The sequence below is a fragment of the Pseudomonas sp. Ps21-P2 genome, assembly GCF_039672565.1.
GTDB lineage: Bacteria > Pseudomonadota > Gammaproteobacteria > Pseudomonadales > Pseudomonadaceae > Aquipseudomonas.
The window spans coordinates 1-23,103 of record NZ_JBDFPL010000005.1 but is presented as its reverse complement, the minus strand read 5'-3'; the positions used below and the strand labels follow the sequence as shown (position 1 = coordinate 23,103).

Annotated in this window: 19 protein-coding genes and 1 pseudogene; 1 reads left to right on the top strand and 19 read right to left on the bottom strand. The window is 61.8% G+C overall.

Annotation, left to right across the window (positions count from 1 at the left end; translation table 11 throughout):
- Positions 1-49 precede the first annotated feature (49 nt).
- Positions 50-286 (top strand): hypothetical protein, encoded by a 237-nt coding sequence (locus ABEH28_RS13915; RefSeq protein ID WP_346630254.1) that lies wholly within the window; start codon positions 50-52, stop codon positions 284-286.
- Positions 287-406: 120 nt separating this feature from the next.
- Here the strand turns inward: ABEH28_RS13915 and ABEH28_RS13910 are convergent, their stop codons facing one another.
- From ABEH28_RS13910 to ABEH28_RS13820, 19 genes and pseudogenes are all read right to left on the bottom strand, one after another.
- Entirely contained in the window at positions 407-766 is a 360-nt protein-coding gene (locus ABEH28_RS13910) for a response regulator (RefSeq protein WP_192172256.1), read from the bottom strand.
- A 45-nt stretch (positions 767-811) separates the two neighbouring features.
- A complete protein-coding gene (locus ABEH28_RS13905; RefSeq protein WP_274605507.1) occupies positions 812-2,239 on the bottom strand; it encodes an ATPase domain-containing protein in 1,428 nt (475 codons plus the stop codon).
- Positions 2,240-2,414: 175 nt separating this feature from the next.
- Positions 2,415-2,600: a hypothetical protein gene (locus tag ABEH28_RS13900; protein ID WP_346630253.1), complete on the bottom strand. Its 186-nt coding sequence runs from the start codon at positions 2,598-2,600 to the stop codon at positions 2,415-2,417.
- A 258-nt stretch (positions 2,601-2,858) separates the two neighbouring features.
- Positions 2,859-4,154, bottom strand: coding sequence for a HAMP domain-containing sensor histidine kinase (locus ABEH28_RS13895; protein ID WP_346630252.1), 1,296 nt, complete (start codon positions 4,152-4,154; stop codon positions 2,859-2,861).
- A gap of 82 nt (positions 4,155-4,236) precedes the next feature.
- Positions 4,237-5,493 carry an MFS transporter gene (locus tag ABEH28_RS13890; RefSeq protein WP_346630251.1) on the bottom strand — a complete coding sequence of 419 codons (1,257 nt, stop codon included), beginning with the start codon at positions 5,491-5,493 and terminating at the stop codon, positions 4,237-4,239.
- Between the two features lie 127 nt (positions 5,494-5,620).
- Positions 5,621-7,846: an ATP-binding protein gene (locus ABEH28_RS13885; protein ID WP_346630250.1), complete on the bottom strand. Its 2,226-nt coding sequence runs from the start codon at positions 7,844-7,846 to the stop codon at positions 5,621-5,623.
- The gene (locus ABEH28_RS13880) at positions 7,836-8,468 is read right to left on the bottom strand and encodes a biliverdin-producing heme oxygenase (protein ID WP_346630249.1); all 633 of its coding nucleotides are present in this window, start codon (positions 8,466-8,468) and stop codon (positions 7,836-7,838) included. The genes ABEH28_RS13885 and ABEH28_RS13880 overlap by 11 nt, the downstream gene beginning before the upstream one ends.
- 192 nt (positions 8,469-8,660) lie before the next feature.
- Positions 8,661-9,452, bottom strand: a complete 792-nt coding sequence (locus tag ABEH28_RS13875) for a type VI secretion system ImpA family N-terminal domain-containing protein (protein WP_346630248.1) — start codon at positions 9,450-9,452, stop codon at positions 8,661-8,663.
- Positions 9,449-9,889, bottom strand: a complete 441-nt coding sequence (tssE, locus tag ABEH28_RS13870; RefSeq protein WP_346630247.1) for a type VI secretion system baseplate subunit TssE — start codon at positions 9,887-9,889, stop codon at positions 9,449-9,451. The genes ABEH28_RS13875 and tssE overlap by 4 nt, the downstream gene beginning before the upstream one ends.
- 3 nt (positions 9,890-9,892) lie before the next feature.
- A complete protein-coding gene (gene tssJ / locus ABEH28_RS13865; RefSeq protein WP_346630246.1) occupies positions 9,893-10,429 on the bottom strand; it encodes a type VI secretion system lipoprotein TssJ in 537 nt (178 codons plus the stop codon).
- On the bottom strand, positions 10,410-11,501 hold the full coding sequence (gene tssG / locus ABEH28_RS13860; protein ID WP_346630245.1) for a type VI secretion system baseplate subunit TssG: 1,092 nt from the start codon (positions 11,499-11,501) through the stop codon (positions 10,410-10,412). Before tssG ends, tssJ begins: the two co-directional genes overlap by 20 nt.
- Positions 11,465-13,234, bottom strand: a complete 1,770-nt coding sequence (gene tssF / locus ABEH28_RS13855; RefSeq protein WP_346630244.1) for a type VI secretion system baseplate subunit TssF — start codon at positions 13,232-13,234, stop codon at positions 11,465-11,467. The genes tssG and tssF overlap by 37 nt, the downstream gene beginning before the upstream one ends.
- A 23-nt stretch (positions 13,235-13,257) precedes the next feature.
- A complete protein-coding gene (tssA, locus tag ABEH28_RS13850; RefSeq protein ID WP_346630243.1) occupies positions 13,258-14,868 on the bottom strand; it encodes a type VI secretion system protein TssA in 1,611 nt (536 codons plus the stop codon).
- Positions 14,865-18,242: an ImcF-related family protein gene (locus ABEH28_RS13845; protein WP_346630242.1), complete on the bottom strand. Its 3,378-nt coding sequence runs from the start codon at positions 18,240-18,242 to the stop codon at positions 14,865-14,867. The genes tssA and ABEH28_RS13845 overlap by 4 nt, the downstream gene beginning before the upstream one ends.
- Positions 18,243-18,255: 13 nt before the next feature.
- The gene (locus ABEH28_RS13840) at positions 18,256-19,479 is read right to left on the bottom strand and encodes a hypothetical protein (protein WP_346630241.1); all 1,224 of its coding nucleotides are present in this window, start codon (positions 19,477-19,479) and stop codon (positions 18,256-18,258) included.
- Positions 19,480-19,481: 2 nt separating this feature from the next.
- Positions 19,482-19,790 (bottom strand): PAAR domain-containing protein, encoded by a 309-nt coding sequence (locus ABEH28_RS13835; RefSeq protein WP_346630240.1) that lies wholly within the window; start codon positions 19,788-19,790, stop codon positions 19,482-19,484.
- A 160-nt stretch (positions 19,791-19,950) separates the two neighbouring features.
- Complete coding sequence (locus ABEH28_RS13830; RefSeq protein WP_346630239.1) at positions 19,951-20,676, bottom strand: hypothetical protein; 726 nt, start codon at positions 20,674-20,676, stop codon at positions 19,951-19,953.
- A gap of 131 nt (positions 20,677-20,807) precedes the next feature.
- Entirely contained in the window at positions 20,808-21,524 is a 717-nt protein-coding gene (locus ABEH28_RS13825; protein ID WP_346630238.1) for a hypothetical protein, read from the bottom strand.
- Positions 21,521-23,103, bottom strand: a pseudogene (locus ABEH28_RS13820) (hypothetical protein); the annotation flags it as partial. The gene ABEH28_RS13825 and the pseudogene ABEH28_RS13820, both read right to left, overlap by 4 nt.

Below are 23,103 nucleotides of genomic sequence, written 5' to 3'. Positions count from 1 at the left end.
CCGACCGCTCACACATCCAACCTTCATACCCCACAGCGAGGATGAATCCATGAGCAATGACACCCCAGTCGACCCACGCAAAGTCACCCAGCCCGACGCGCCAACCCTCGACAGCGCCGGCAAACCTGTCAATGTCGTGCAGCGTGACCTCAACGACCCGGACGACGACACCCGCGCGGTGGACGAAGTCATCACGCCGACCTCCATTCGGGAAAAGGAACAGGACGCCGAAGAGCTGAACAAGAAATCCGCCGAAATCGAACGCAAGGTTGCTGACGGCCGTTGATTCAATCCGGGCGGCCTTACAGCCGCCCTGCCTCCTGAACGTGTATCCACTCCCGGCAACATCTGCCGCGCCGCAATATCGATGGCGTCGGTACCGGCCTTTTCCCGACTGAAGCCGGTCCTAGGTGCCCAGCAACGCGCGCACGGCGTCGAGCACCGCGCTGATCTCGAAGGGCTTGTCGAACACCTTGCTGAACAGATCGGGCCGGGCGATGCCCAGATGGGACTGCGCACCGCTCATCAGCACAATGGGAATCTGCCCCAGGCTCTGATTCATGCGAACCGCTTCCGCCAGCTCGATGCCGTTCATCCCGGGCATCATGTAATCGGTGATGATCAGCTGCGGGCGCTCGCGTTCGAGAATGCCGAGGGCCTTCAATCCGCTGCTGGCGGTGACGGTCAGGTAGCCTTCGTCTTCCAGCGCGAAGCTCAGTATGTCGGCGATGAGGTATTCATCATCGACAATCAGAATCGTGGTCATGCAGCCCTCCGCGCGAACGAGCGATCATCGGCTCGATGACGACTTCTACGCCGTTGCATTGCCTGAATCGTCGAGGGCATGAAACGCAGCCTTTTTCACAGTCAGACCCTGCTCGCCAATCAAGACGTCCAGCAGGGCCGGGTCGTAGGGGTTATCGCGGATTTTGAGGATCGACAGTTGCCGGGTCAGCCCCGCTGTCGATTGCGCAAAGCGGATCAGCATGAGGTTGTCGACAATGCCCGACATGTCCGGGGCCGGGGCGTCGATCTTGCCGCCAATCAGGCCGCGGATTTCCCAGCTGCAGACCACCGTGACGCCACGGGCGCGAAGCTCGCTCATCAGGGCACTGAAGAGGTCGAGAATCCGCGATTGATCGGCCGAAGCGCGGGCCATGCCACCGAGGCTGTCGAGGAACACCCGCTTGATGCCCTGCTGCTCGACGATCCTCAGCAGGTCGAGGGCCAGTTTGTCGATCAACTCGGCGCTCGCCGATTTCCAGGCAATGTGCAGCGCACCGGCGCGTTCCAGCGCTTCGAAGTCCAGCCCGAGCGCCGCCGCCTTCACCCGAAGGCGCTGGGGCGACTCGTAGAAGCCAAACAACAGCCCCGGCTCGTCGGGCGTCGAGCGAGCGAGGAAATTGAGGCCGAATGTGGTCTTGCCAGTGCCCGACGGGCCGAGGAGCAAGGTCACCGACGATTCCACCAGACCACCGCCAATCAACGGGTCCAGCGTGTCGATGCCGCTGGGGACGACACTGAATTCTGCGCTGTCGCGCAGTGCCGAGTGGGTGATGGTGCTTTCGAGGCGCGGGTAGACGACCAGGCCGTTTTCCGTGATTTCGCATTCGTGGGCGCCGGGGATGGCGCCGCTGCCGCGGGTCTTGCGCGCCTTGATGCGGCGTACGGAACGGTTGCCGACCAGTTCTTCACCCATTTCCAGCACGCCGTCGACCATGGTGTGTTCGGGGCTGCCGTCATCCAGCTGGGAGCTGGTCAGGAAGAACACCGTGCAACCGGCGAAGGCGGCATGGCCCTGCAATTCGGAGATAAAGCGTTTGGTGTTGAGGGTGGATTCGGCTTTGGAGCGGGCATTGAGCAACCCGTCGAGGATCATCACCGTGGACTTCTGGCGGACGATCTCCCGGCGCAGCAGCTTGACGACTTCATCGAGGCCGTCGTTTTCCATGGTGTCGAACGCGCTCACGAACTGGATCTGGTCGCCGACCCGGTCCTTGTCGAAGAAGCTCAGCGTGGAAAGAAACTGAAACAGCCGCTCGTGGGGTTCGGCGAGCAGGGTCGCGAACAGCACTCGGCCGCCATTGCGGATGTGATTGAAACCGATCTGGTTGGCCAGAATGGTTTTTCCGGAGCCCGGTCGGCCCTGAATGATGTACGAGGATCCGGCAACGAAACCGCCCATTAGCAGCTCATCAAGCCCTTCAATTCCGCTCTGAAGGCGTTTTAGCTGATTCAAATTTGCTTCCTCCGCCACCGTATTGGCGTCGTGAATATTGCGAGTTAAGACCGCGACTAATCGCGGATTATTGAGTTTTTAAGGAAGCTTTCCAAGGGCAATCATCAATTCTCATGACAGATTCACACGCATTCGCCGACAGACATCGCGGCAAACCCATTCGAACGAGTGCTTATCACTCGACCGAATCGGATCCGGGTTCCGGGGCACAACCGTCCGTCTCGGCCTGGGACTGCTCGGTGCGCCGCTCGGGATCGTCGGGCTTGATGGGGGCGGACAACGGGTATTCAGGCGTGTCGTCACGGTCAGCCGGTTGATCGTCAGCAGCCCCGCGAACGAGTGATGAGCGGTCTGGGCACATGGTTGCAGGTCCATTGAGGGAGGCAGGTGTTGGAGCGCACCGGCAGGCACTCGTGCGGTTCACCGGACCAATGGAGTGAACGGTGTCGTGTGCACCGAGCTGGATTGGCTACGACCTCAACTGTAGGAGCGGCTTTAGCCGGGAAGGCGTCAATACCCCCACTGCAAAATTGAGACTGTACCCACTGGCCTCTTCCCGGCTGAAGCCGGTCCTACTGCCGGGAAGGCGTAGGTCGTTACAACGCAAAACGGAGGGCGCTCACACCCGTTTTTCCCCGGCCTCATCCAGATTCAGCAACACGGTAAAACAGCATCCGCCGTCATCGCGGCTGGTCAGGGTCACGGTCCAGTGCTGATTGGCGCAGATCCGCTGAACCAGCGACAACCCCAGGCCCAGCCCCTCACCGCGCTGCTCGTCGCCGCGCACGAAGGGCTGGAACATGGCCTGCTGTTTTTCCAGCGGGATGCCGATGCCGCTGTCCTCGACGCTGAAACCATCACTGCGCAGGGTCAGCTGAATGAACCCCTGATCGGTGTAATGCCAGGCGTTGCGCAGCAAATTGCCCATCACCGAGCGCAGCAAGGGCGCGTTGTAGACCTCACCGTCCTCGTCGTGGCGCTGATAAATGAAGCGCAAACCTTTGGCTTCGATGGGCGTGCGCCAGGTGTCCACCAGCTCCTCGGCAATCAGCACCAGCGAAGAACGCTGACCCTGAGGCGTGTTCTTGCCCTCCGTGCGCGCCAGCAGCAGGAAGGTTTCGACCAGTTGGTTCATCCCCGCCGTGGCCTTGCCGATGCGCTTTACCTGCGTGCGGGAGCGGTCGTCCAGCGCCGGGTATTCCATCAGCAATTCGCAGGACGTCGCCAGCACCATGAGCGGCGTGCGCAGTTCATGGCTGACGTCGCTGGTGAACAGCTTCTCGCGGCTCAATGCGGCGCGCAGCCGGCCCAGGGTTTCGTCGAATGAGCGGGCCAGCGCACCGACTTCATCGTTGGCGTAGTCGCTGGCGAGCACCGGCGCCATCTCCAGCAACTGATCGCGATGACGCACCTGGCCGGCCAGGCGCGACACCGGCGTAATCACCCGGGACGCGAGCAGCCGACCCAGCAGCACCGCCAACAGCACGCTGAGAAAGAAACCGACCAGCACCACACCGAACAGAATGCGCTCGCGCTTTTCGAATTTGCGCTGATCACGCAGCAGCACGTAGTGGCGCCCGTTTACCTCGGAGACCATAGCGTAATAGGCCTTCTTGCCACGGAAGAACTCCTGAAATCCCGGGCGCAGGCCCTTGAGGTCGTCGCTCATGGCGAGGTCACCGACGCCCTCGTCGGCGTAGAACAACTCGTCTTTTTCCGGCCGGTGGCGCCAGTCGTTGACGCTGTCCACGGCCAGCAGCCGGTGCAGATTGCCGCCCAGGCTCATGATCGTCAGGCGCTTTTCGACCACGTGCACGGTGGCGATGATGCCGACGGCGAATACCCCGGCGACCAGCGCGCTCATCAACGCAAATACGATGACAATCCGTTGTTTAAGGCTGTGTTTGATGTCCATGAAGGTCCGTGCATGGCGGTACTCGAATCCGGGGCGTGGCCCCACCGGCGGCGATTATCCGGTGCGGGATGTCATGGTTTTGTCAAATGCCGCGCTCTTTCCGGCTGAAGCCGTTCCCGTTGGAAATCAGCGGCCGCATGAGCAACATGCCGGCCGCGCACCCGCCCATCAGCAGGCAGGTGACGATGAAGACCACCGGCATGCCGAAATGCCCGCCCAGGTATCCCCCGGTCAGTGGCCCCAGCACCTGACCGATGTACTGGCAGGACGTGGAGTAGCCGAGCATGCGCCCGGCGACGGCGTCGGGCACGGAATGGCGGATGATCGCCGCAATGCACGGCAACAGGCCGCCCAGGGCGATGCCCATAAGAAAGCGCAGCAGCACCAGCTGCCAGGCATGGGTGACGAACGCCTGGGGAATGAGCAAGACAGCCGCCGCCGTCAGACAGCCGATGACCACTTTCCAGTGGCCGATGCGGTCGGCGAGTTTGCCAATACGCGAGGCTGACAACACACTGGCCAGTGCAGTGGCCGACATCACCAGCCCGGCCATCAGCGTGACGTTTTCGCTGTGCATCTGGGTCAGGTACACGGTGATGATCGGCTCGATGGACATGATCGAAAACATCACCAGACAGGCCACAACCAGCATGGTCAGCACCGGTTTCCTGTCCGCGATGACGTCCCAGGCCCGCACAGCCGGCGCTTTCGCCACGCCAGTCTGACGCTTGGGCCGAGGTGCCTCCTTCATCAGAAACAGCGTGGCAAGGAAGGTCAGAAAGATCACGCCCCCGGCCAGGAAGAACGTGCTGCGGATGCCGATCAGCGGCGGCAACAGCCCGCCAATCAACGGTCCGGTCAGATTACCGGCCATGATTCCCGACGAGAGCATGCCCAGCGCCCAGCCGGTGCGCGCCTTGGGCGTCTGCGTGGCCACGAGAATGGTCGCGCCGGAGGCATAGCCGCCGAGCAACCCCGCCAGCAAACGCAGCCCGACCAACTGGTAAATGTTCTCTGCCAGCCCGATCAGCGACATCGCCACCGCCATGCCCAGGCTGGCGCGAATCAGCATGAGCTTGCGCCCGTAGCGATCACCCAGCCGCCCCCACAGCGGCGCGGTCAGCGCGGCAGACAGAAAGGTCGCGCCAAACGCCACCCCTGACCACTGCACGATGGCGGCCTGATCAGTGACGCCCAGGTGCTCGACATACAGCGGCAGAAACGGCAGCAGCAAGGTCATCGCAACGATGGTGGTGAACGCGCCGAACACACAGACGGCCAGGTTGCGCTTCCAGTGTTCTTCGACGAGGGATGGCTGAGATTGAGAGGGCGTGGTCATGACGGCTCTACCGTGAACGGAATACGCTCACGGTAGAGGGGCTACGGCCATAAATAAAATTCATGTTTTTCATGCGGGGGATTCCAGTCAGGAATAACCCCCTGCCGCTAAAGCGGGCGCACCCGATTCACGACGCCATGGACGCGCGCGGTATCGTGAAACGGAATTCGCTGCCAACGCCCTCTTCACTGGTGGCCGTCAGTTCACCGCCGTGAACTTTGACGATCCCTTGGGAGATATAGAGCCCAAGGCCGGTGCCATTCGGGTTGCCTTCACGTCTGCGCCAGTAGCGCTCGAACACATGGGGCAACTGATCGCTGCCAATACCCTCCCCGGTATCCACCACGGTGAACACCACATGGTCGCCCGCACCTGCCGCCGTGACCTTCACACTACCAGCCTTGGGGGTGAATTTGATCGCATTGCCCACCAGGTTGGACAGCACCTGAAACATGCGCTCCGGATCGGCGAAAACCGTCAGCTCGGGTTCGGCGTGGAAGGTCAGGTCGATGAATTTGTTCAGTGCCAGTGGCGTGAGCAGTGACCAGGCGTCTTCGAACAACTGGCTGACTTCCAGCCGCTCGGCGTCGATGAAGTAGCGGCCGGCTTCGATCTTTGACGTATCGAGCAAATCCTCCAGCAGGCTGCTCATCCGCGAAGACGCGCGCTGCAGGATGTCGACGGCAGAGCTGAGTCGTTTGGTAGATGCTGTGGCGTCGGCGTTGATGACTCGCTGCATCATGCCGCACTGCATGACGATAACCGTCAGCGGGCTGCGCAGGTCGTGGGACACCACCGCCACCAGTTCATCGCGGGCACGCACCGCCTCTTTCTCGCGCAGCACCTGCCGTGACAGGTCTGCCTCCAGCGCAGAGCGACGCAGATCGGACACCGCGTAGACCTCACCAGCGCTCCAGGTTCTGGCCTTGCCCTCGACCTGCTGTTCCCACAGGGCAAAGGATTCCCGTGGTTGCAGGCGATCATTGACGACCCGTTTGGCCTGTTGCGGGTTGCCGCTCCACTCCACGCTGCCCCTGACTTCGGCGCGAAACCACAGCACCCCGTTGGCCACCGGCTTGGGCAAACTGAACGCCAGCAGTCCGCTGGCCACGCGTTGATACGCTTGCGCGTCGGGGAACACGGCACCAAGGCTGGACGTCTCGAACACCGATCCGGGCCGGTTCTGCAGCCATTGCTGCAACGCGCTCACTTGCTCGGTGCTCGGGCACTGGCCGATCAGGTGTACCTGACCGTCGATGATCACCGCCGCACCGTTGGCGTCGACCAGTGTCAGCAGCGCCTGGGCGTGTTCAAGCAGCCCGTTGTAGACGTCGTCAGCGGACTCGTTCATCGCCCTGGACAGCCTGTCCAGCATGTGATGCTTGGCCAGTCGCTGGCGCTGAGTCTGCTGATCTTCCAGCAGGCTGATCTGCATCGACAGCACTTGCCCGATGGTCTGGCAGGCCGAGCGCAGCGTGTGCGGCACCTGCAGCGGCTCGCGATTGCCGCAACTGATCAGGCCCCAGAGGCGTTCATCCTTGAGCAGGGAAATGCTCATTGATGAGCGCACGCCCATGTTGTGCATGTACTGACAATGGATCGGCGACACGCTGCGCAGCACCGCGTGGCTCATGTCCAGCGGCTCGCCGGTATCCGGGCGCAGGGCCGGGACCAAAGGCGCTGGCACATACGCGGCGTCGGGGATGATGCGCAGCCAGTTCAGGCGGTACAGCTCGCGGGCCTGCTGCGGGATGTCGGTGGCGGGGAAAAACAGCCCCAGGTAGGCGTCCAGTTCGGCCGTCGCCGACTCGGCAATGACCTGCCCGTGACCCTCCTCTTCAAAGCGATAGATCATGACCCGGTCGTAGCCGGTCAGTGCACGGATTTCCGAGACGCTGATGGCGTACAGATCGTCCAACGATTTGGCCGATTGCAGGCGACGCAAGGTGCGCGTGAGGCGCGGCCCCAAGTGCTGCATCGATGCCTGTGTGGCGACGGGCTCAAGTTCCAGAAACAACAGGCCGTCGTGGCGATGCAACAGGCCATCGAATGCCTGCCCGGCACATTGCATCGGCAATGGATCGAGGCTGTGCAGATCCGCGTCCTGAACGGCGTCGCGCAAAGCGTCGGCCTGCGCCTCGCCCAGCCAGCGTACCAGCGAGTCGCCAGCCTGCACGTCGCCGGGGATGCCCAGCATCTGCCAGGCATTGGCGCTGGCCTGTTGCACGGTCCAGTCGGTTTCGAGCAGGGTCAGCAGAGCGCCGTGGGGCTGAATGGCGCCGGGGATACGAATGGGTTCATTGGCACAGGTGTCCAGCAGCTCATCCATGTTCAGCGTGTGGTCAAGCGTCATTCAACACTCCCGTTTGCTCCAGCCAGGTTTGAAAGCAGTGGAAAGTGGCACAGGCCGCCTGCACCACCTCGGCGTTGTGCAGCGGCGTATCGAACTCGGCCAGTTGCTTGAGGAAGGCCTTCCACAAACGCCCGGTGTCGCGGCCGTACACGTCCAGAAACTCGCCGCCGCTGTCGGCGTCGACGCCCAGCCTGTTGGCGATGATCCGGCGCAGCACCTGCCCCCCCAGCGTAGCCCCTTCCATGACATACATCACACCGAGCAACTGCGCGACGCTGTCGATGGCGGGCAGTTCGGTGCACAGCGGCAACGCCTGAATCTGCAGGTCGTCCAGGCCGAGGGCGTGCAGATCCTTGATCAGCGCGGGGATTTTCTGCCGGGCGGGGTCGATGGCCTGGGGCGCAAGAAAGCGCTCAATCGATTGTTGCAAGGGCAGATGGAAGCCGTAGTAGGCCGCGATGATCCGTTTGTAGGTGCCGAGATCAAGCTGGGGGTGGGTCAGTGGCAGTCGGGCTTCGAGTGTCGAGTGCTGGACGGCGGTAGCCGTTCGCAATTGCTGAAGGACACTGGCATAGGGGGCCGGGACGCAAGGGTCGCGCAACGCAGGGGTGATTTCAACCAAGGGCGAAAGTGTCCGGTCTGAGCGGACGTGCCTGAACATGCGGCAGCCGCTGTTGAGGCAGATGATGCGCGCACACTAATGGAGACAGTGCCCGGCTGTAAATATGGCTGACGGGGAAATGCCGACGTTCGGCCGGGCGGTACGTTCTCTGCGCGACCTTGGCCGTCGGCAAGCCTTGATACACGGGTATTGTCACAGCCAGGCCAATGCGGCGAGCAGGCCGAGCAATCCGCCGATGAGTAATCCGATCCACATCGCGGTGCGTTTTTCTGCAGTGACCTTGATGTCGGTGGACGTTGGCTGCGTGGCTGCAGAGTTTCTCTGGGTTGGGATGTTTCTCTGGGTTGGGATGTTTCTGTGGGTTGGGGTGTTTCTCTGGGTTGAGGAATGAGTCCCGATGTGCAGCGATCGGGGCGGCATGGCGTTCGGCGCGACCAGCACCGCGGCCTGAGCTTCGCGCTCGATCCGCGACGCCCGTTGCGCCACCTGCGTGCGCAAGCCTTCCAGGCTATTGATGGACACAGGAATCCGCTCAAGCAGCGTCCGGCGCACGTGCTCAAGCTGCACGCAAAACAGACCGAGGTCCGCCAGATCGCCGACATTGATCTGCAGTTCACGCAGCACCGCTTGCCAAGAGCCGAACAGTCCATTGAGGAGTTCCGCCCGCGCCGACACCCCTCGGGGCCAGGGTTGGGCGTCTGCCCGCAACAGGGTTTCCAGGACCGACAGGCCTTCGTACATCCCTTTTACCCCGGCTCGGTGACTGCGGGCTAGGGCATAGGCAGCCGCTGTTTGCAGATCGGCGCCATTGCGGGCAAACACATCCAGGCAACACTGCTCGACGGTTCGCCAATCCACATCCGGGCAGGCGGGATGAGCGAGTCGGGCCATCTCCGTGCACAGCACGCGGTATTCGGGCAGTGCGCGCGGATCGCCCCCAGGCTGGATGTCCAGGCCCGACCGCTCTTTTGCCTGGCCGCTCACGTTCGGGCCTGCACATCATGGCGCTTGAGATGACGCACCACCGCCCTTCCCTCCGGGCTCAAGGTCGTGCCGAACGTCGCGGTGCGGTTCCCTTCAAGGGTGGCGTCGAGGGCGTAGACCAGATGGCCCGGCTGGGTCTGGGGCAACAATTCGATGTCCAGCGACAACAGGCGCGGCTCGTACTTGAGCAGCGTGTCGGCGATGGTTCGCATCAGCCCATGGGCGGCAGAGGGCAAGCCTTCGAGCACAGCGCCCATGTCCGGCAGGCCGTAATCGGGCAAGTGCGCGAGGGTGCCCGCGCGGCTGTTGAGCACACGTTGCACATTGTCCAGCACCGAGAGCACGTATTGATCGTTTTCCCCCACCCGGGACAGGTCGAGCTCGCCGCTGAAATTCTGTAGCAGGGTTTCGTACAGCGAAGGGTTGAGCTCGCTCATGGCTCAACCCTCGGCCAGGGGGCGCAGGGTCAGCCGGCTTTCGCCCAGCTCGATGACCCGGGGCCGGTCCGGGTCGAGGTCGTCGCGGGTGAGCAGCAAGCGCCATTCATTGAGCTGCATATCGGGCTCGCGGAATAACCCGACCACGGCGACCACTCCGGCGTTTTCGTTCAGCGGTACATCCAGCGGCGCGCCCTCGCCGGGCTTGATCACCAGCGATCGCTGATCCAGCAGGTCAGCGCCGAGCACCTGGTCGGCGTCCCGCAGCAGGTCGTCGTAGGTGGCTTTGCTCGCCGACTTGCCATCGCGCAGCTGATACACCCGCACCATGACCGGCACCGACAGCGCGCGCATGTCCGTGCCGTCGGTGTTCAGGGCCAGGCGGCCGTCGAAGTCCAGACGCAGGGTTCTGACCTGTTTGTAGAAGATCGCCTGGGTCATTGCTGCGGTGGATTCGGACACGCTCTGCGTCACCCCGCAGCCACTGACGAAGAGGCCGAGGACGATGATGGACAACGCTTTATAAAAAATAGGCGACATGGGTGGGTTCTCTTTCCTGAGGATTGATGTGGAGCCCCTGATAACGGCCCAGATGGATAGTGATGATGTCGTTTATCCCGGCAGCGCTGCCCTGCAACCCGAGTCCGGCGGTCATGCCCAGCAGCACACCTCGTCCGCCGAGCGCTGGCACCGGCAGGCAGCCGATGGGCAGCGACAGGCGCAAGCGCGCAGTACAGCGCCAACCGAGGTAAACCTGCAACAGCACCCGCAGGTCGCTGTGCAAACCACCGCCGGGCAGCCATTCCCGCGCCTCGTCGTGGTCGGCGGTGAACAGCGTCAGCAACAGTTCGCTGTTGACGTCGCGGCCGACGCAGCCCAACGGCGTGCCCTGGGACAGACTCACCGGCCGCACCGACGACAGGCTGGCAGGCGCGTCGAGGGCAATGTTTCGCGGCCAGTGCGGCTTGATCGACGCCTGAGTATGAGACGCCAGCAAATGCACCAGCGCCGAAATGCCCTCGGCGTTGCGGGTTGGCAGACGCATCACGCCGAGCAACGCCAGAAAACGCGACAGCGGCGTGGCGATGCGTTTCGCGGTGCCGGGGATGCCCATCCCGATCAGCCCGAACAGGCACTGCGAGGTGGGGTCGGCCCCAGCGGGCGCGAACGAGGCCGGGTAGGAATACTTGCGCCAGATCCGGTAGAACTGGGTGAAGACCCGGTGGTTGAAGATGTCGAGAAACCCCTCCAGCGCCTCGTGGCCTTCCCGCTTTTGCGCGATGTCGTCGAGGTAGCGCGTCGGCATCGGCGAGTCCACGCCGTAGAGGCCGAGCAAGCGGGTGCGCACGGTTGCAGGTAGCGCCTGATCCTCAGACGACCACTCCACTGCTTTCAGTTCACTGGCCGGAAAACCCATGCCGGGATCGGACCGGAAGCGCACCAGATCATCCGCCGGATCTTCCGAGCTGCCCAACGGCGGCTGCTCCGGCGCAGCGTTTTCCAGCAACTGGCAGAAGCGGTAGACGCTCGCCTCGGCCACCCGCCCCTGCACGGCAGCGAGCCATTCGGCGACTCTTAACCGGGAATCCGCTGGCTGTGGTTTTCGCTCCATCGCAGGCTCCTCCCGGTCGGTTGCAGAATCAGGGTGATCTGGGTGAACAGATGGATGTCGGCGTACAGCGCGAAGAACCGGTTGAGCATTTCGCCGAACAGGCAGATATCGCCCTCGCCGGCAAAGCCGCTGGCATCGAGGGTCACTTCGATGTCCACGCCGCGCAGCAGAAAGCCTTTTTCGAAGCGCTGAATGAGGTGGTGACGCACTTCCACGATGGCTTCCAGACGCCGGCGATTGAGCTCGCTGCCGGTCCAGTCGTACAGCGCCAGGGTGCCGCGCAGCACTTCGGCGCTGTCGAGCATCGGCAGAAAGTTCGAGCCCAGATGGCTCAACACCCGCCAGTGAAAGCGGTCGCGGCTGGGCGGATAACACGGCAGGGTCGGCGCGCACAGGTTGCGCACCCGCAGACCGGACTGGGTCGTGTGCAGCGGCGTGTCAAGGATCGTGCTTTGCAGCGCTTTTCTAGGCAGTTGCCCATTGGTGCCGGTAAGGCGCAGGGACAGGCACGGCCGCTCGGTCAATCGATCGAGGTCGGCGCCCTCGCCGCCCAGTATCAGCCAGGTGTCGTGCAGCCCGTTCGCGCCGCGCTTGAGGCGGGTGTGGAAATAACGCTCGGGCGCCTCGTCACGGAGCATGCCGCCCTTGTGCCGGAAGCTGGAAAACGGCACGTACTCTTCCCGCCCCGAGTCGCGGGACGCCGTTACCCGGTCGACGGAATAGATTTCGGTGTGGCCGTCCTGCAGGCGCATGGGCCGCAGCAAATAGTCGGTCTGCAAGGGATCAAGGGACAGCGGGTCGGCCTCCAGCGGAAACAGATTGATCACCGGCACGGCGTGCAGGCGAATGTGCTCGCTGCTCAGCGAAAATGCATGGGGCCAGGGCACACTCAGGACAGCCTCGAGTTCGAACCACGGCGCGTCCGGCGCGATGCTCATGTTTTCGAGCCCGTGCAGGGTCACGAACATGAATTTCTCGCGAAAACTGAAGTACTCCAGCAGCAACTGATAGCCACTGAAGGCGCTGTCGCCCTTCGGCCAGAGCCGGTCGTCATCGCCGAAGCCCTTGGGCCCAAAACGTCCTTGCAGCGGTTGACGTTGCGCGTCCCCGGGCTGACGCACATAGAGGGCCTGAGTGCCCAGGGTCAGCGCGTGATGCAACGCGTTGGCCACCGCCGGGGTGGCGTTGAGGTACAGCGGGATGCGGCGCAAATCCAGCTGGCCCCAGTTGCTCAGCGCCCCGCAGGAAAACCGCAGGCGAATCACCGAGCGCCCGTCCGGTTCCTGAGCCAGGCGCACCGAATCCAGCGCCAACGGACGCAGGGTCAGGTCCTGGGTGGTGGTGTAACTGCAGCGCGTGCGCTGGGGGCCGATGGGTTGCGACTGTATTTCAAAGCCGGTCGCGACCTGCTCGCTCTGCTTCATCTGGTGCACGTCGGGCTGCAGCTCGACGATCGACAGCGACGGAATCGTGCGCAGGTAATGGGGCCACAGCAGACTGACCAGGCCTTCGGTCAGCTCCGGCAGGTCATCGTCGAGTTTTTCCCGTAGCCGTCCCATGAGAAACGCGAAGCCTTCGAACAGCCGCTCGACGTAGGGATCGTGGGCGCCGGGCTTGTCTAGATTCAGCGAAGCGGCGCGGTCGGGAAACGCCTGGGCGAACTCCTTGCCGGCCTCGCGCAGGTAGCGCATTTCCGCATCGAAGTAGCGCAGGGTCAGATTGTCCGTGTTCAAAAAAAACCTCCTGGTTGAAAGTGTCAGCCGCACAGCACTGCCGCGCGCACCGGGTCCATAGCCACCAGAGCCGCCAGCAGCGGCTCCATCCGTTTGCCCAGCGCAGCCTTGTCGGCGTCGCTGCGCTGGGCTTTCATGCGCAGCAACTTGAGCAGCCGCGCCTTGACTTCAAACACCCGCGCCGGCTCCCACTGAGCGAGCACATGGCGCTGGGCCGTGGCGTCCAGTTCGCCGAGGACGTGCAACGCCAGCTCGCTTTTGCCGTACTGTTCGGCGACCCGCGCCATCAGCAGGCGCAGTAGCCAGCGCTGCCGGCCGCCGTGAATGTCGGGGCGCGTGTCGAGCCAGCTCAGCGCCACCTCGACGCCGTCGCGATCGGCCTGGGCCAGTGCCTCGCTTTCGAGGGCCAGAATGTCGGCTTCGTCTGCGTTGGAAGCGGCCGTCGCGGGCAGCCAGGCAGCCACGCTTTGAGTGCTGACGTGCTGATCGATCCACTCGCGGGTGGTCTCGTCGGCAAAGGCCGAGCCGTCTTCCCAGCACAAGGTTTCGAGGCCCGGCAGTCGCTCCAGGAGCAGGCCCAGATCCTCTTTGACGATGCGCGCCCAGACCTCGGACGGCGCCGGTTGCCGGCTCAGCGCCTGGTACAGAAACCATTGCAGGTCGAGCCAGAAATGGTTCACGCCCTCGGCGAACATGCGCTCCACCTGATCGAGCAACTCGTTCCAGCTCTGTTGCAGGTACAGCCGCTTGAGTTGCGCGCGGTATTCGGATCGGGGCGGTGCCAGGCGCGTGCGGCCAGTGGCGTCCTGGGGCGGCGACTGGTGCACGGTGTCCCAGCGCAGGCTTTTCATCAGCCGATGGGCGGCCAGCCAGCCCTGGGGTTGTTCGCGCAGATAGCTGGCCAGCGCGCGGCCGCTGTCCAGCAGGTCGCGGCCCGAGCGGATGGTATTGGGCACGGGGCCGGCGCCGTGGGTGGCGGCTTGTTTGGTGGCCTGAGGGTTCGCAGCATCATGGCTGGCACTGAATTGCGGCACCACGGCATCGAGTCCGCCGGCCTGGGCCAGTCGTGCCGACAGCGCCGAGTACAGCGTGCCCAACTCAGGACGCTGGTCGACGGGCCATTGTTCAAGCACCTCATCCAGCCAGGCGAGCGCGGCGACCGTGCGTTCGGCCTCGGCCTTCACCACTTCCGGGTACAGCGTCAGGCTGTCGAGGACTTTGGCGCTGGCCAGCCACTCCAGCGCGACCTTGCGACTGTTGGGCCGCGCCGGCAGCACCTCGACGCTGTAGCGATCAACCATGGCGGCCAGCAGATTCAAACCGTCCGCCAGCCCCGCTTCGCCGTCCCGCTGCAGGCGCGCCCACAGGTAATAGGTGAGCACGCGCAGGTCCTTGCAGGTGCCTTTGAGGAGTTTTTCCGCCAGTACGATGACCCGATCGGCGTCCGCCCCGGACAGCTTGTTGACCTCCTCGCGCATGCTCTGGAAATCATCGTCATAGCCGGGGTCCTGACCCACATTTGAGTCACCACTGATCGGCGCCAGCCATGACGCCCACTCGGTAGCGTGGGCCTTGGCGAGGGCCACCGCGTCGCGCTCACCCAGCGTCGTGGCGATCAACGCTTGCAGGCTCATTCCGTCACCTCGGCGCGCGACGGGGTTTGCGCGCTGGCGATGCCGTTGAGGAAGATCTGTCGCGGCAGTTTGAAATTGCGCAGCGCCAGCAGGCTCATCGGTCCCGCGCCCAGCTCGGTGCGCATGTGCCAGGTCAAGTCCAGGCCGTCCGGCGCCGGCACGCTGATGCGGTAGCGGCTGTCGCTGTCGTCCAGCGCGTTGACCGTGGCGGCGTCCAGCAAACGGATCAGCCCCCAGGCGCCCTGAAAGTCACAGTACAGACGCTCGCCGCTGCGCACGCTGGTCCACGTGAGGCTGGCGCCGGGGTAATCGCTGCTGCCGGGCCAGGCAAAGCGCTGCCAGCTCTCCTTCTGATTGAAGTACTGATGGCGCGCGCCATTGAGCACGAAGGTGGTCTGCACCACGTCGCGCACCGCCTTGCCCTGCAGCTCGAAGTTGATGCCCATGCCGCCGTCGGTGTAGAGCACGTCGGCCAGGTGGCTGAGCTGATTGACCGCCGCGAGAAACCTGGGGTTGATCTGCAGGCCCTGACCGTGGGCCGGGTCCACCCCCCAGCGGCCACCGTCCTTGCGCAACACGCCGGTCAGCTCCCGCTGCAAGAACTGCTCAATACGCCCCGAGTCCGCGCGGATCATCTTGCCCAGCATCGTCAACGAGGCGTCGCTGCCGGTGGCGGCGAAAGGATAACGGCCGAGAAATGCCTTATCCCATTCATCAACCACCGCCTGCTGCCACTGCCGGTTCAGTGCGATCGCCGAAGGTTCCAGCACCTTGCCCCACGCCTGCTCCAGCGGCTGCACGAACAGCGCATGGGCCACGCCGTCCCACTCCTCGCCGAGGCTGGCCGCCAGCAGTTCGCCGTAGGCCCGAGTATCGGTAAGGTCGATGTTCTTGCCCTGAAAGACCGTTTGCGCCATGGCCTGGGTCATGCCCTGGGGATCGGCGGCATGGCTGACCTGCTGAAGCTTCAGGCGCACCCGCGTCACGCGGGTCAGAAACGCTTGCAGGCTTAGGTCGTCATCGCCGCCCTTGCCTTCCGCGTCCTTGCCCAGCAACCCCAACAGTGGGCCGAAGGTCGGATCCAGCGGCCCGGCCGGCGTGTCGAGCTGCTGGCTGATGCCAGGGGCCTGCGACGGGCGCTCGCTGCCCATCAGCTTCTGCGCCGACTGCATCAGCGAGTCTTTGAGCCCCTGACTGCGATGGCCGGCCTGACCCTGCCAGGCCAGGGTGTTCATGAAGGCAATCAAGGGTGACTGGCGGACGTCGCTCATCAACGTCAATTGATCGATGACGTCGGCCAGGCTGTCGGCCCGCCGCCATTGCACGCTGTTGAGAAACTCCAGCCAGGCGCCGGAGTAATCATGGAAGTAGCGCTCGGTCAGCCGCGCTCGCAGCTGTTCCGGCGAGGTATTCGCAACGCCGCTGTTTTCCCGGTCGCTGAGCACCCAGTCGATCTGCTCGCGGCGGGCCGCGACAATGTCGTCGATCGCCTGACGCACCTGCCCTTCCCACGCCTGCCGCGTGAAGACACCCGGCACACGCGCCTCGGTGAAAAACAGCGGCCACGCCTCTTTGTCATCGACCATCTGCTCAACCCCGAGATCGGGAGCGTGAGTCGCGGCGGCCTCTAGCACCTGCTGATACAGGCTGGCTTCGCCATTGCGCTGGCCCAGTTGCACCAGCAACACCTGCCGCGCCTGGGCCACCAGCGCGTTATCCGCCTCGATTTGCCACTGGGGATTGGCCTTCAGTTGCTCGGCATAAAACTGCCACAGCGTCGGTGATAGCCCTTTCCATAAACCCGGAGACACGCCCATGCGCGTCGGTTCGGCATGACCGAGGGCCGTGACCAGAAACCCGGCGTCCACTTTCTCCGGGCGGGCCATCATCAGATAGGCCTTGAGCTGCACATATGCGTTGTGCGCGCCCTTGGCACGCCGAGGACTGTCGGCGGGCGATGCCACCAAGGCGGCGAGTTGGCGCTTGAGGTTCTCCGCCGCCGGGTCGCGCATCAGCCGATTATTGGCTTCCACGTAGCGCGGCCACATCGCCGCGAGCAAGGCATCGTTCTGACTCAGCCCGAAGCGCTGAAACCATGGCTCTCCCCGCCGCGCGCGGTCCTTCAGCCGTCCCATTTCGAGGATCAGCGCGTTGAGGGCGAGCAACGGCTCATCGCCGTTGCCCGACGGCTCCACGGCCGCGAGGGACGACTGAATGTCGAGGATCTGCGCGCGGTGGGTGGAAAACGACAGCAGTTGGCCGGTCAACCCGATCAGCAGGGCGCCGAGGGTCAGTGCATAGGTGATGCGAGTGACCGGCCAGCCCAGGCGCCGGGCGTCGAGAGGTGTGCCCGCGAGAACACCGGCCCACGCCGGACCCGGCAGCCACAGATTGCCGACGGACTCGGTCGGTAGCGCCGGCAAACTGAACCACAGCCCGCGTAATGGCACGCCCCGCGCGAACTTGCCCAGCAACGGCGTCAGGGCCTGGTGCCAGCGGGCGATGCCCTCTGCTTTCAGGTTGGAGGACAACCGGGAGAGAAAGTCATGGTCAGCGTAGACCGCCAGCTCGGCCAGGCCCATCTGGTGCAACGAGTCGTCAATGGGGGCCAATATTGTCTGCAGTTGCGAGCCGCGGAAGCGCGGGGGCAGCAGCGACCCAGCGGGCCCGCGTGCGTGCTTTTGCTGCGTCCGATTGCTCTCGCAGACCTCCCACAGGTGCAGTGGCAACTGCCAGCCCAGGGTTCGCGCCAGTTGTTGCAGACCGTCGACGCCACTGGCCATCGTCGCGGCGTTGGCGCTTTGCTGCTTATCAAGGGCCCAGACCACGCCGTCCGGACCGCGCCGATGGGTTAGCGCGTGCCAGCGGGTGGCGGTTTTGCAGAGCTGGGATTGCGGGCTGCCGCCCCACAGCAGCACGGTGTTCTGGGATTCAAGCCACTGGGCGTCGGCCAGGCCTGGGGCGATGGCTTCGATCTGTTCGGGCTCGCCGACGACCAGAATGAAGCGGGTGCGGGTGCGCTGGAAGGGGGTGTATTGGTGGTGGAGGTGCTCTTTGAGCGCATCGGCGATCTGTAGCGCCTTGTCCTCGCCCGGTCCAGCCCCTTCGGCAGACGCTGGCTGGGGAGAGATTTCACTGGCTTTTCTGAGATATTCCGCCCGCCCCAACCGTTGCGTCAGCCACTGAAAACTCACCGCGCCCGCACAGGCCGTTATTGTGGCGGCCGCAACACCCAGCAGCCATGCGGTTTGTTCCTCGCTGCCGGCAGCGATGCCCATGAGGTGAGGGAACTGCCATATCAGAATTATCAGGCCGAAGCCCACCACCAAAATGGCCGTGAGAACAACAAACCCGATAGAACGTGGAATACGCATAAAAAAGCTCCTGCTAGGGACGCGCGGGGACGGGCGTCAAGACCATGCCCCAGAGTGCGGTTTCACCCGAACCCTCCCCGGACAAAACAAATTGAGGTTTGGCTTCGTGCTGCAGATTCAGCGCAGCGACGGCGATGGCCAGCCACGGCGCGGCAGGTCCGGCGTGGCCCAGCAACGCGTCGAGATCGATCAGCTCCGGTTTAGCGTCCGCCGTCGGCAGGGCCGCTGGGATCTGTGCAGCAATTGCGGCGTTGCGCGCCCCATCGACACCTGCGCGCCAGACCTGACCGACCTGCTCGGGCTGCAGCGGCACCCAGTCCAGCGCTTGACGCATTGCCCGGATCAATGAGGTGTCTTCTTGCTCGTGCTCCGGTTCAGGACGATGAAGGCAGGCAAGCGTCGCCACACCGCTATGGTTCGTGGGGTTTGCAAGCAACAGCCCAACGGCGGCCTCAGCCGTTGCATCGGCGTTCGAGGGGGCGATCTGCAGCGCGATGACCATCAGTGGGCTCTGGTCCGCAGCACGTTGGTCGAGCCATTGGTCGACAGCGGCCATGCCTGTTTCGGCAACAGGCACTGGGGCGTGCCGGATGCCTGACTGTTGCCACGCCTGTTTCCAGATGTCTTGAAGCGTTTCCTCGGGTACACAGGTCTCAACCGTAAGCAGCAACGTAATCGGGCTGTCTTGTGGGAACTGCGCCAATGCAGGTGCCAGATCACCGAGCACTCTGCGCAAGGCCCCATCCAGCACATCCTCAGGCGCTTCGGCTACATCCCCGGGCAAGCGACTGTGACGTGCCACACCGCCAAGTCTTGTTACCTGGGATTTGATGGCGGGTTCGTCCACGAGCATCAGATCGAGCAGAGGGTGTGTATCTGAGTCCGGCGCTCGCAACGCGATGTGCAGGCTTGCGCCCAATACGTCAAGCGAGCGGCGACCACAGCTGATCCGCTGAGCCAGGTCCTCGTCCCGCACCTCATCCCAGCCATCGGCGGAACGCTGCTGGCCGGCGAAGATCATCGCCCTTAAACCGGCAACGGCGGCCCATACCACGAGCGACAAAAACACCACCGGCCCCAGGATGATTGGCCGGCCCTCCTCCGGTGGCGGGATCAACAGCACCTGTGCGGCCAGGCCCGCCATCACCAGCAAGACGAGTGCGCCAATCCACAGCCACACCCGGGGCCGACCCGGTCGCTGAGCAACGGGCGGCACTTGATCCAGTCTGACCGGCATGACTAACGTGCGCTCGCTTGTGGCATGGACGAAATCAACAGGCATCCGCATGCGCAGCGATGGCCGTGAAAGGCGACCGGGATACCGTTGTCATTGAAGGTGGCGTGCCCTTCGGCCACGAACGTCGGGCCATGCCCGGGCAGCGGACAAAAGACAGGATCGTTCAGCCGGGCGACCCCAATGCCGCCGAATTTCATGACCCCGGAACCCGAAAGCACCTGGCCGCCTCCGGTGTGTGTGTCGCCTATGCGGATGATGTTTTTCACGATGTTTGTCTCTTGATGGCAGAAATAAAAGTTGATCGAATCCACCCGACTTCATAGAGGTCGGGGACGTAACAGTGCTTTGCACAAAAAAGTGCATTGCAGGAAAAGCCCTTCAGAACGTGCGTTTGGTAGTCCTTCAGGCATTTTTAGATGCCTCTGAAAACTGCCTATGGGTAGCGCTTGCTCGTGCGCCCGCACCCAGGTTTTATTTGGATTTACGGCATCTATTGACGGCCATTTTTGTCAGTTTGGCTTCTGTTAACCGATCTAACAAAAACGGATCATGAGAGCGGATGACATCTAGATATACCGGCTTATCCGGCTGAGGCTTGTTAAATACCAAAAAGGCCAGCTTTTGTTTGAAGTAATAACAGCCCGACGACGTTTTCACGTATTTCTCGGGCTTTGCATTCGACAGATCATCCATGGAGGCATATCGATCGTATACCTCAACCTTGCCAATTTTTCCCAGGAGAAAGTCTCCGCTAGTTTTATTGCTGATCATTGGCCATGTGTCGAATGCGTAGACCGAATGCATCCAAGTATTAGCGAGCTCCTGTGCAATGCTCTGAGAGTCTTCGTCGATCTTTGCATTCAGACCGCACATCCCCGCAAGCACTCCAGCGCCATTTCTCGAGTTTCTGCCATCGGCATACGCGCAATCGATATACGCACCGCGCGCATCTGCTTTTAAAGTGTAGTAATAACTGTCTCTTCCGAAAGCGAACAGCGCGGGCGCATTATTGATGAGCTTTACGCCTGTCGATAAGCCATATCGATCGCCGATAATATTGGGATATTGAAACTCCTGACCGCTAACATGTGCTGTCAGGGTTCCATCTTTGTCGTTGGAAGAAATTGAAAAGGCTGCGTTCACCCCGGTTGCCATCGACAGGCACATAAGCCCCAGTAACACCTTCACGATTTTCATAGCGATTTCTCCGGACAGCCTTCGTGACTGCTTTAATTTTCTTCTTAAAAGGTCCCGTGCATCGGGATCAATTATTTGCTAGCCGTAACTGTCTTTTTTTTGCACGCGTCAATGCCTTAGTGCCGTTCCTGTTAACGGCACTTTCTGACGGCCATTTTTGTTAATTTGGCTTCTGTTAACCGATCTAACAAAAATGGATCGTGAGAGCGGATTACGTCTAGAAATACAGGCTTATCCGGCCGAGGTTTGTTAAACACCAGGAAGGCCAGCTTTTGTTTGAAGTAATAACAGCCCAAAGACGTTTTCACGTACTTCTCGGGCTTTGCATTCAACAGATCATCCATGGAGGCATATCGATCGTATACCTCAACCTTGCCAATTTTTCCCAGGAGAAAGTCTCCGCTGGTTTTATTGCTGATCATTGGCCATGTGTCGAATCCGTAGACAGAGTCTTGCCAGTCGTTTGAGTAGTTCTGAGCGATCACCTGAAAGTCTTCGATAATTCTCTCATCGAGCCCGCACATACCAGCAAGCACTCTGGCCCCATTTGTGGAATTTCTGGCATCGGCATACGCACAGTCAATATGCACACCCCCTGCATGCGTTTTTAAAGTGTAGTAATAGCTATCTCGACCCAAAACGTAGAGCGCGGGCGCATTATTGATCAGCCCGTCCGTCGTCCAGAGACCATCTTGGTCACCAATAATATCCGGGTACTTAAATTCATGACCATCCACACGCGCTGTTAAGATCGTATTATCGGCACTAGATGATAAGGAAAAATCCGCGCTTAGCCCAGTAGACATTGACAAACACATGAACATCAGTGTCGCGCGCTCAATTTTCATAATAGCTTTCCCGACAGTCTTGATGACTGCTGTAGTATTTTTTCAAAGCGCTCTGCATAGGAAGCAATCAACGCTGCTTTATCCATCTTATTAATAATTTGCCTAGCATATAAATAGTCGCGCGTATCACCTTTGAAATAATAAGAGAGTTTCCTCCCTGTAAAAAGCCCTTTGGTCATACCAATGATCATAATAGGCACTGAATGCTCGACTTTAGCCGCCGCATCCGGATCAGCGACATAATCGAAGCCTCGCAAATCAGAAAACTTTCGATAATTAGTCTTCCATGTTAGATGCACACAACCGCGCCCTCGATATTTAAACCCATCGCCCTTACTGGTATTTCCGTATTTCACAGCTTCCGCTCGCTGGCCTGGGTTAGGAGCAAGTACAGGGTCGTACTTATTAAAGTAAGAAAGCTCTCCAATCTCAGGTTTTTCGCTGAAAAACTCGCGTGACGGCCAGTGATAGGTTTCATGTCTGACCGTTGCCAACATATAAGCAACCTCGTAAACGCTCGCGACGTCGGTCGATTCCTCGTAATACTTGTTGATCGCCAGGACAGTCCTGCGCAGATTTTCTCTTGAGCCCGCCGTAAGCGCAGGCGTGCCCGGAGCGAAGCAAGTGTGTTCCGCGGCATACAACGTCAAAAATGCTTCGACATCTATCAGGCCACCTGTCTTTTCAAAACACCCGATCAACCCGATCGGATGCAGATGATGCAACTTCCCATCTGCGGGCAACCCAAGCCGTCCGGCCACCTCTGCCCACCAACTCATCGCCTTGATCCGCTCCTTCTCCGCCAACCAGTTCAGGTTAGGCGTCGAGCCGCCGTGCCCCAGCAAGTCGTCCAGCGCATCCCACTTGCCCGGGACGTGATGCCATTCGCTTTGGTAGCGAACTATCAACTGCGAAATCGACTGCGCGTGGGCTGGCAGTCTTAGCGCGGCTTGTATCTCGCTACCGCTCAGTTTGCCGTCACGGTTGCGGTCAATGATGTCGAACAGGCGCTTTTTGATCGGGCCTTGGTCGGCCTTGTCAGCAGCCGCGCCATGGCGTGTGATCTCGTCTTCGTTGAACCGGCCTGATGCACGCATAAAAGAGGCGAGCATGCTCCGCGGTGAATCGTAGTCTGCCAAGGTCTCGTAACCCTCCCACGACCAAGGACTGAGCCACGGCGTCACGCCCACTTCTTCACGCACCCAACCGTCGAGCAGGTTGTTGTCGGCGTCGTGCAGCAGCCCGTCCAGGCGATACCAGTTGCACGCTTTACTGTCACCACTGGCAGGCACCGCGATTTTTCGTTCGGCCGGCAAGCCGTCGATCAGACTTTTGGGAAGCAACAACTGCGCGGCGCTGGGCGTGCCAGCCCCCTTCAACGTCGGCGGTTTTTTGCTGCTGAACGTGCCCTGATGCGCGATTACGCGAGTGCCTTTGACGAGCTTCAGCCAGGTCCTGCTGCTGGCGGGCAGTTTGTCTGCCCAAAGGCGGCTCAGGCGCAGGAACGTTTTCACGTCGCCCGCGCTGAATACCTCCAGGTGCAGACGATTCTCCGGGTAATCGACGGCGCCTTCGTGAT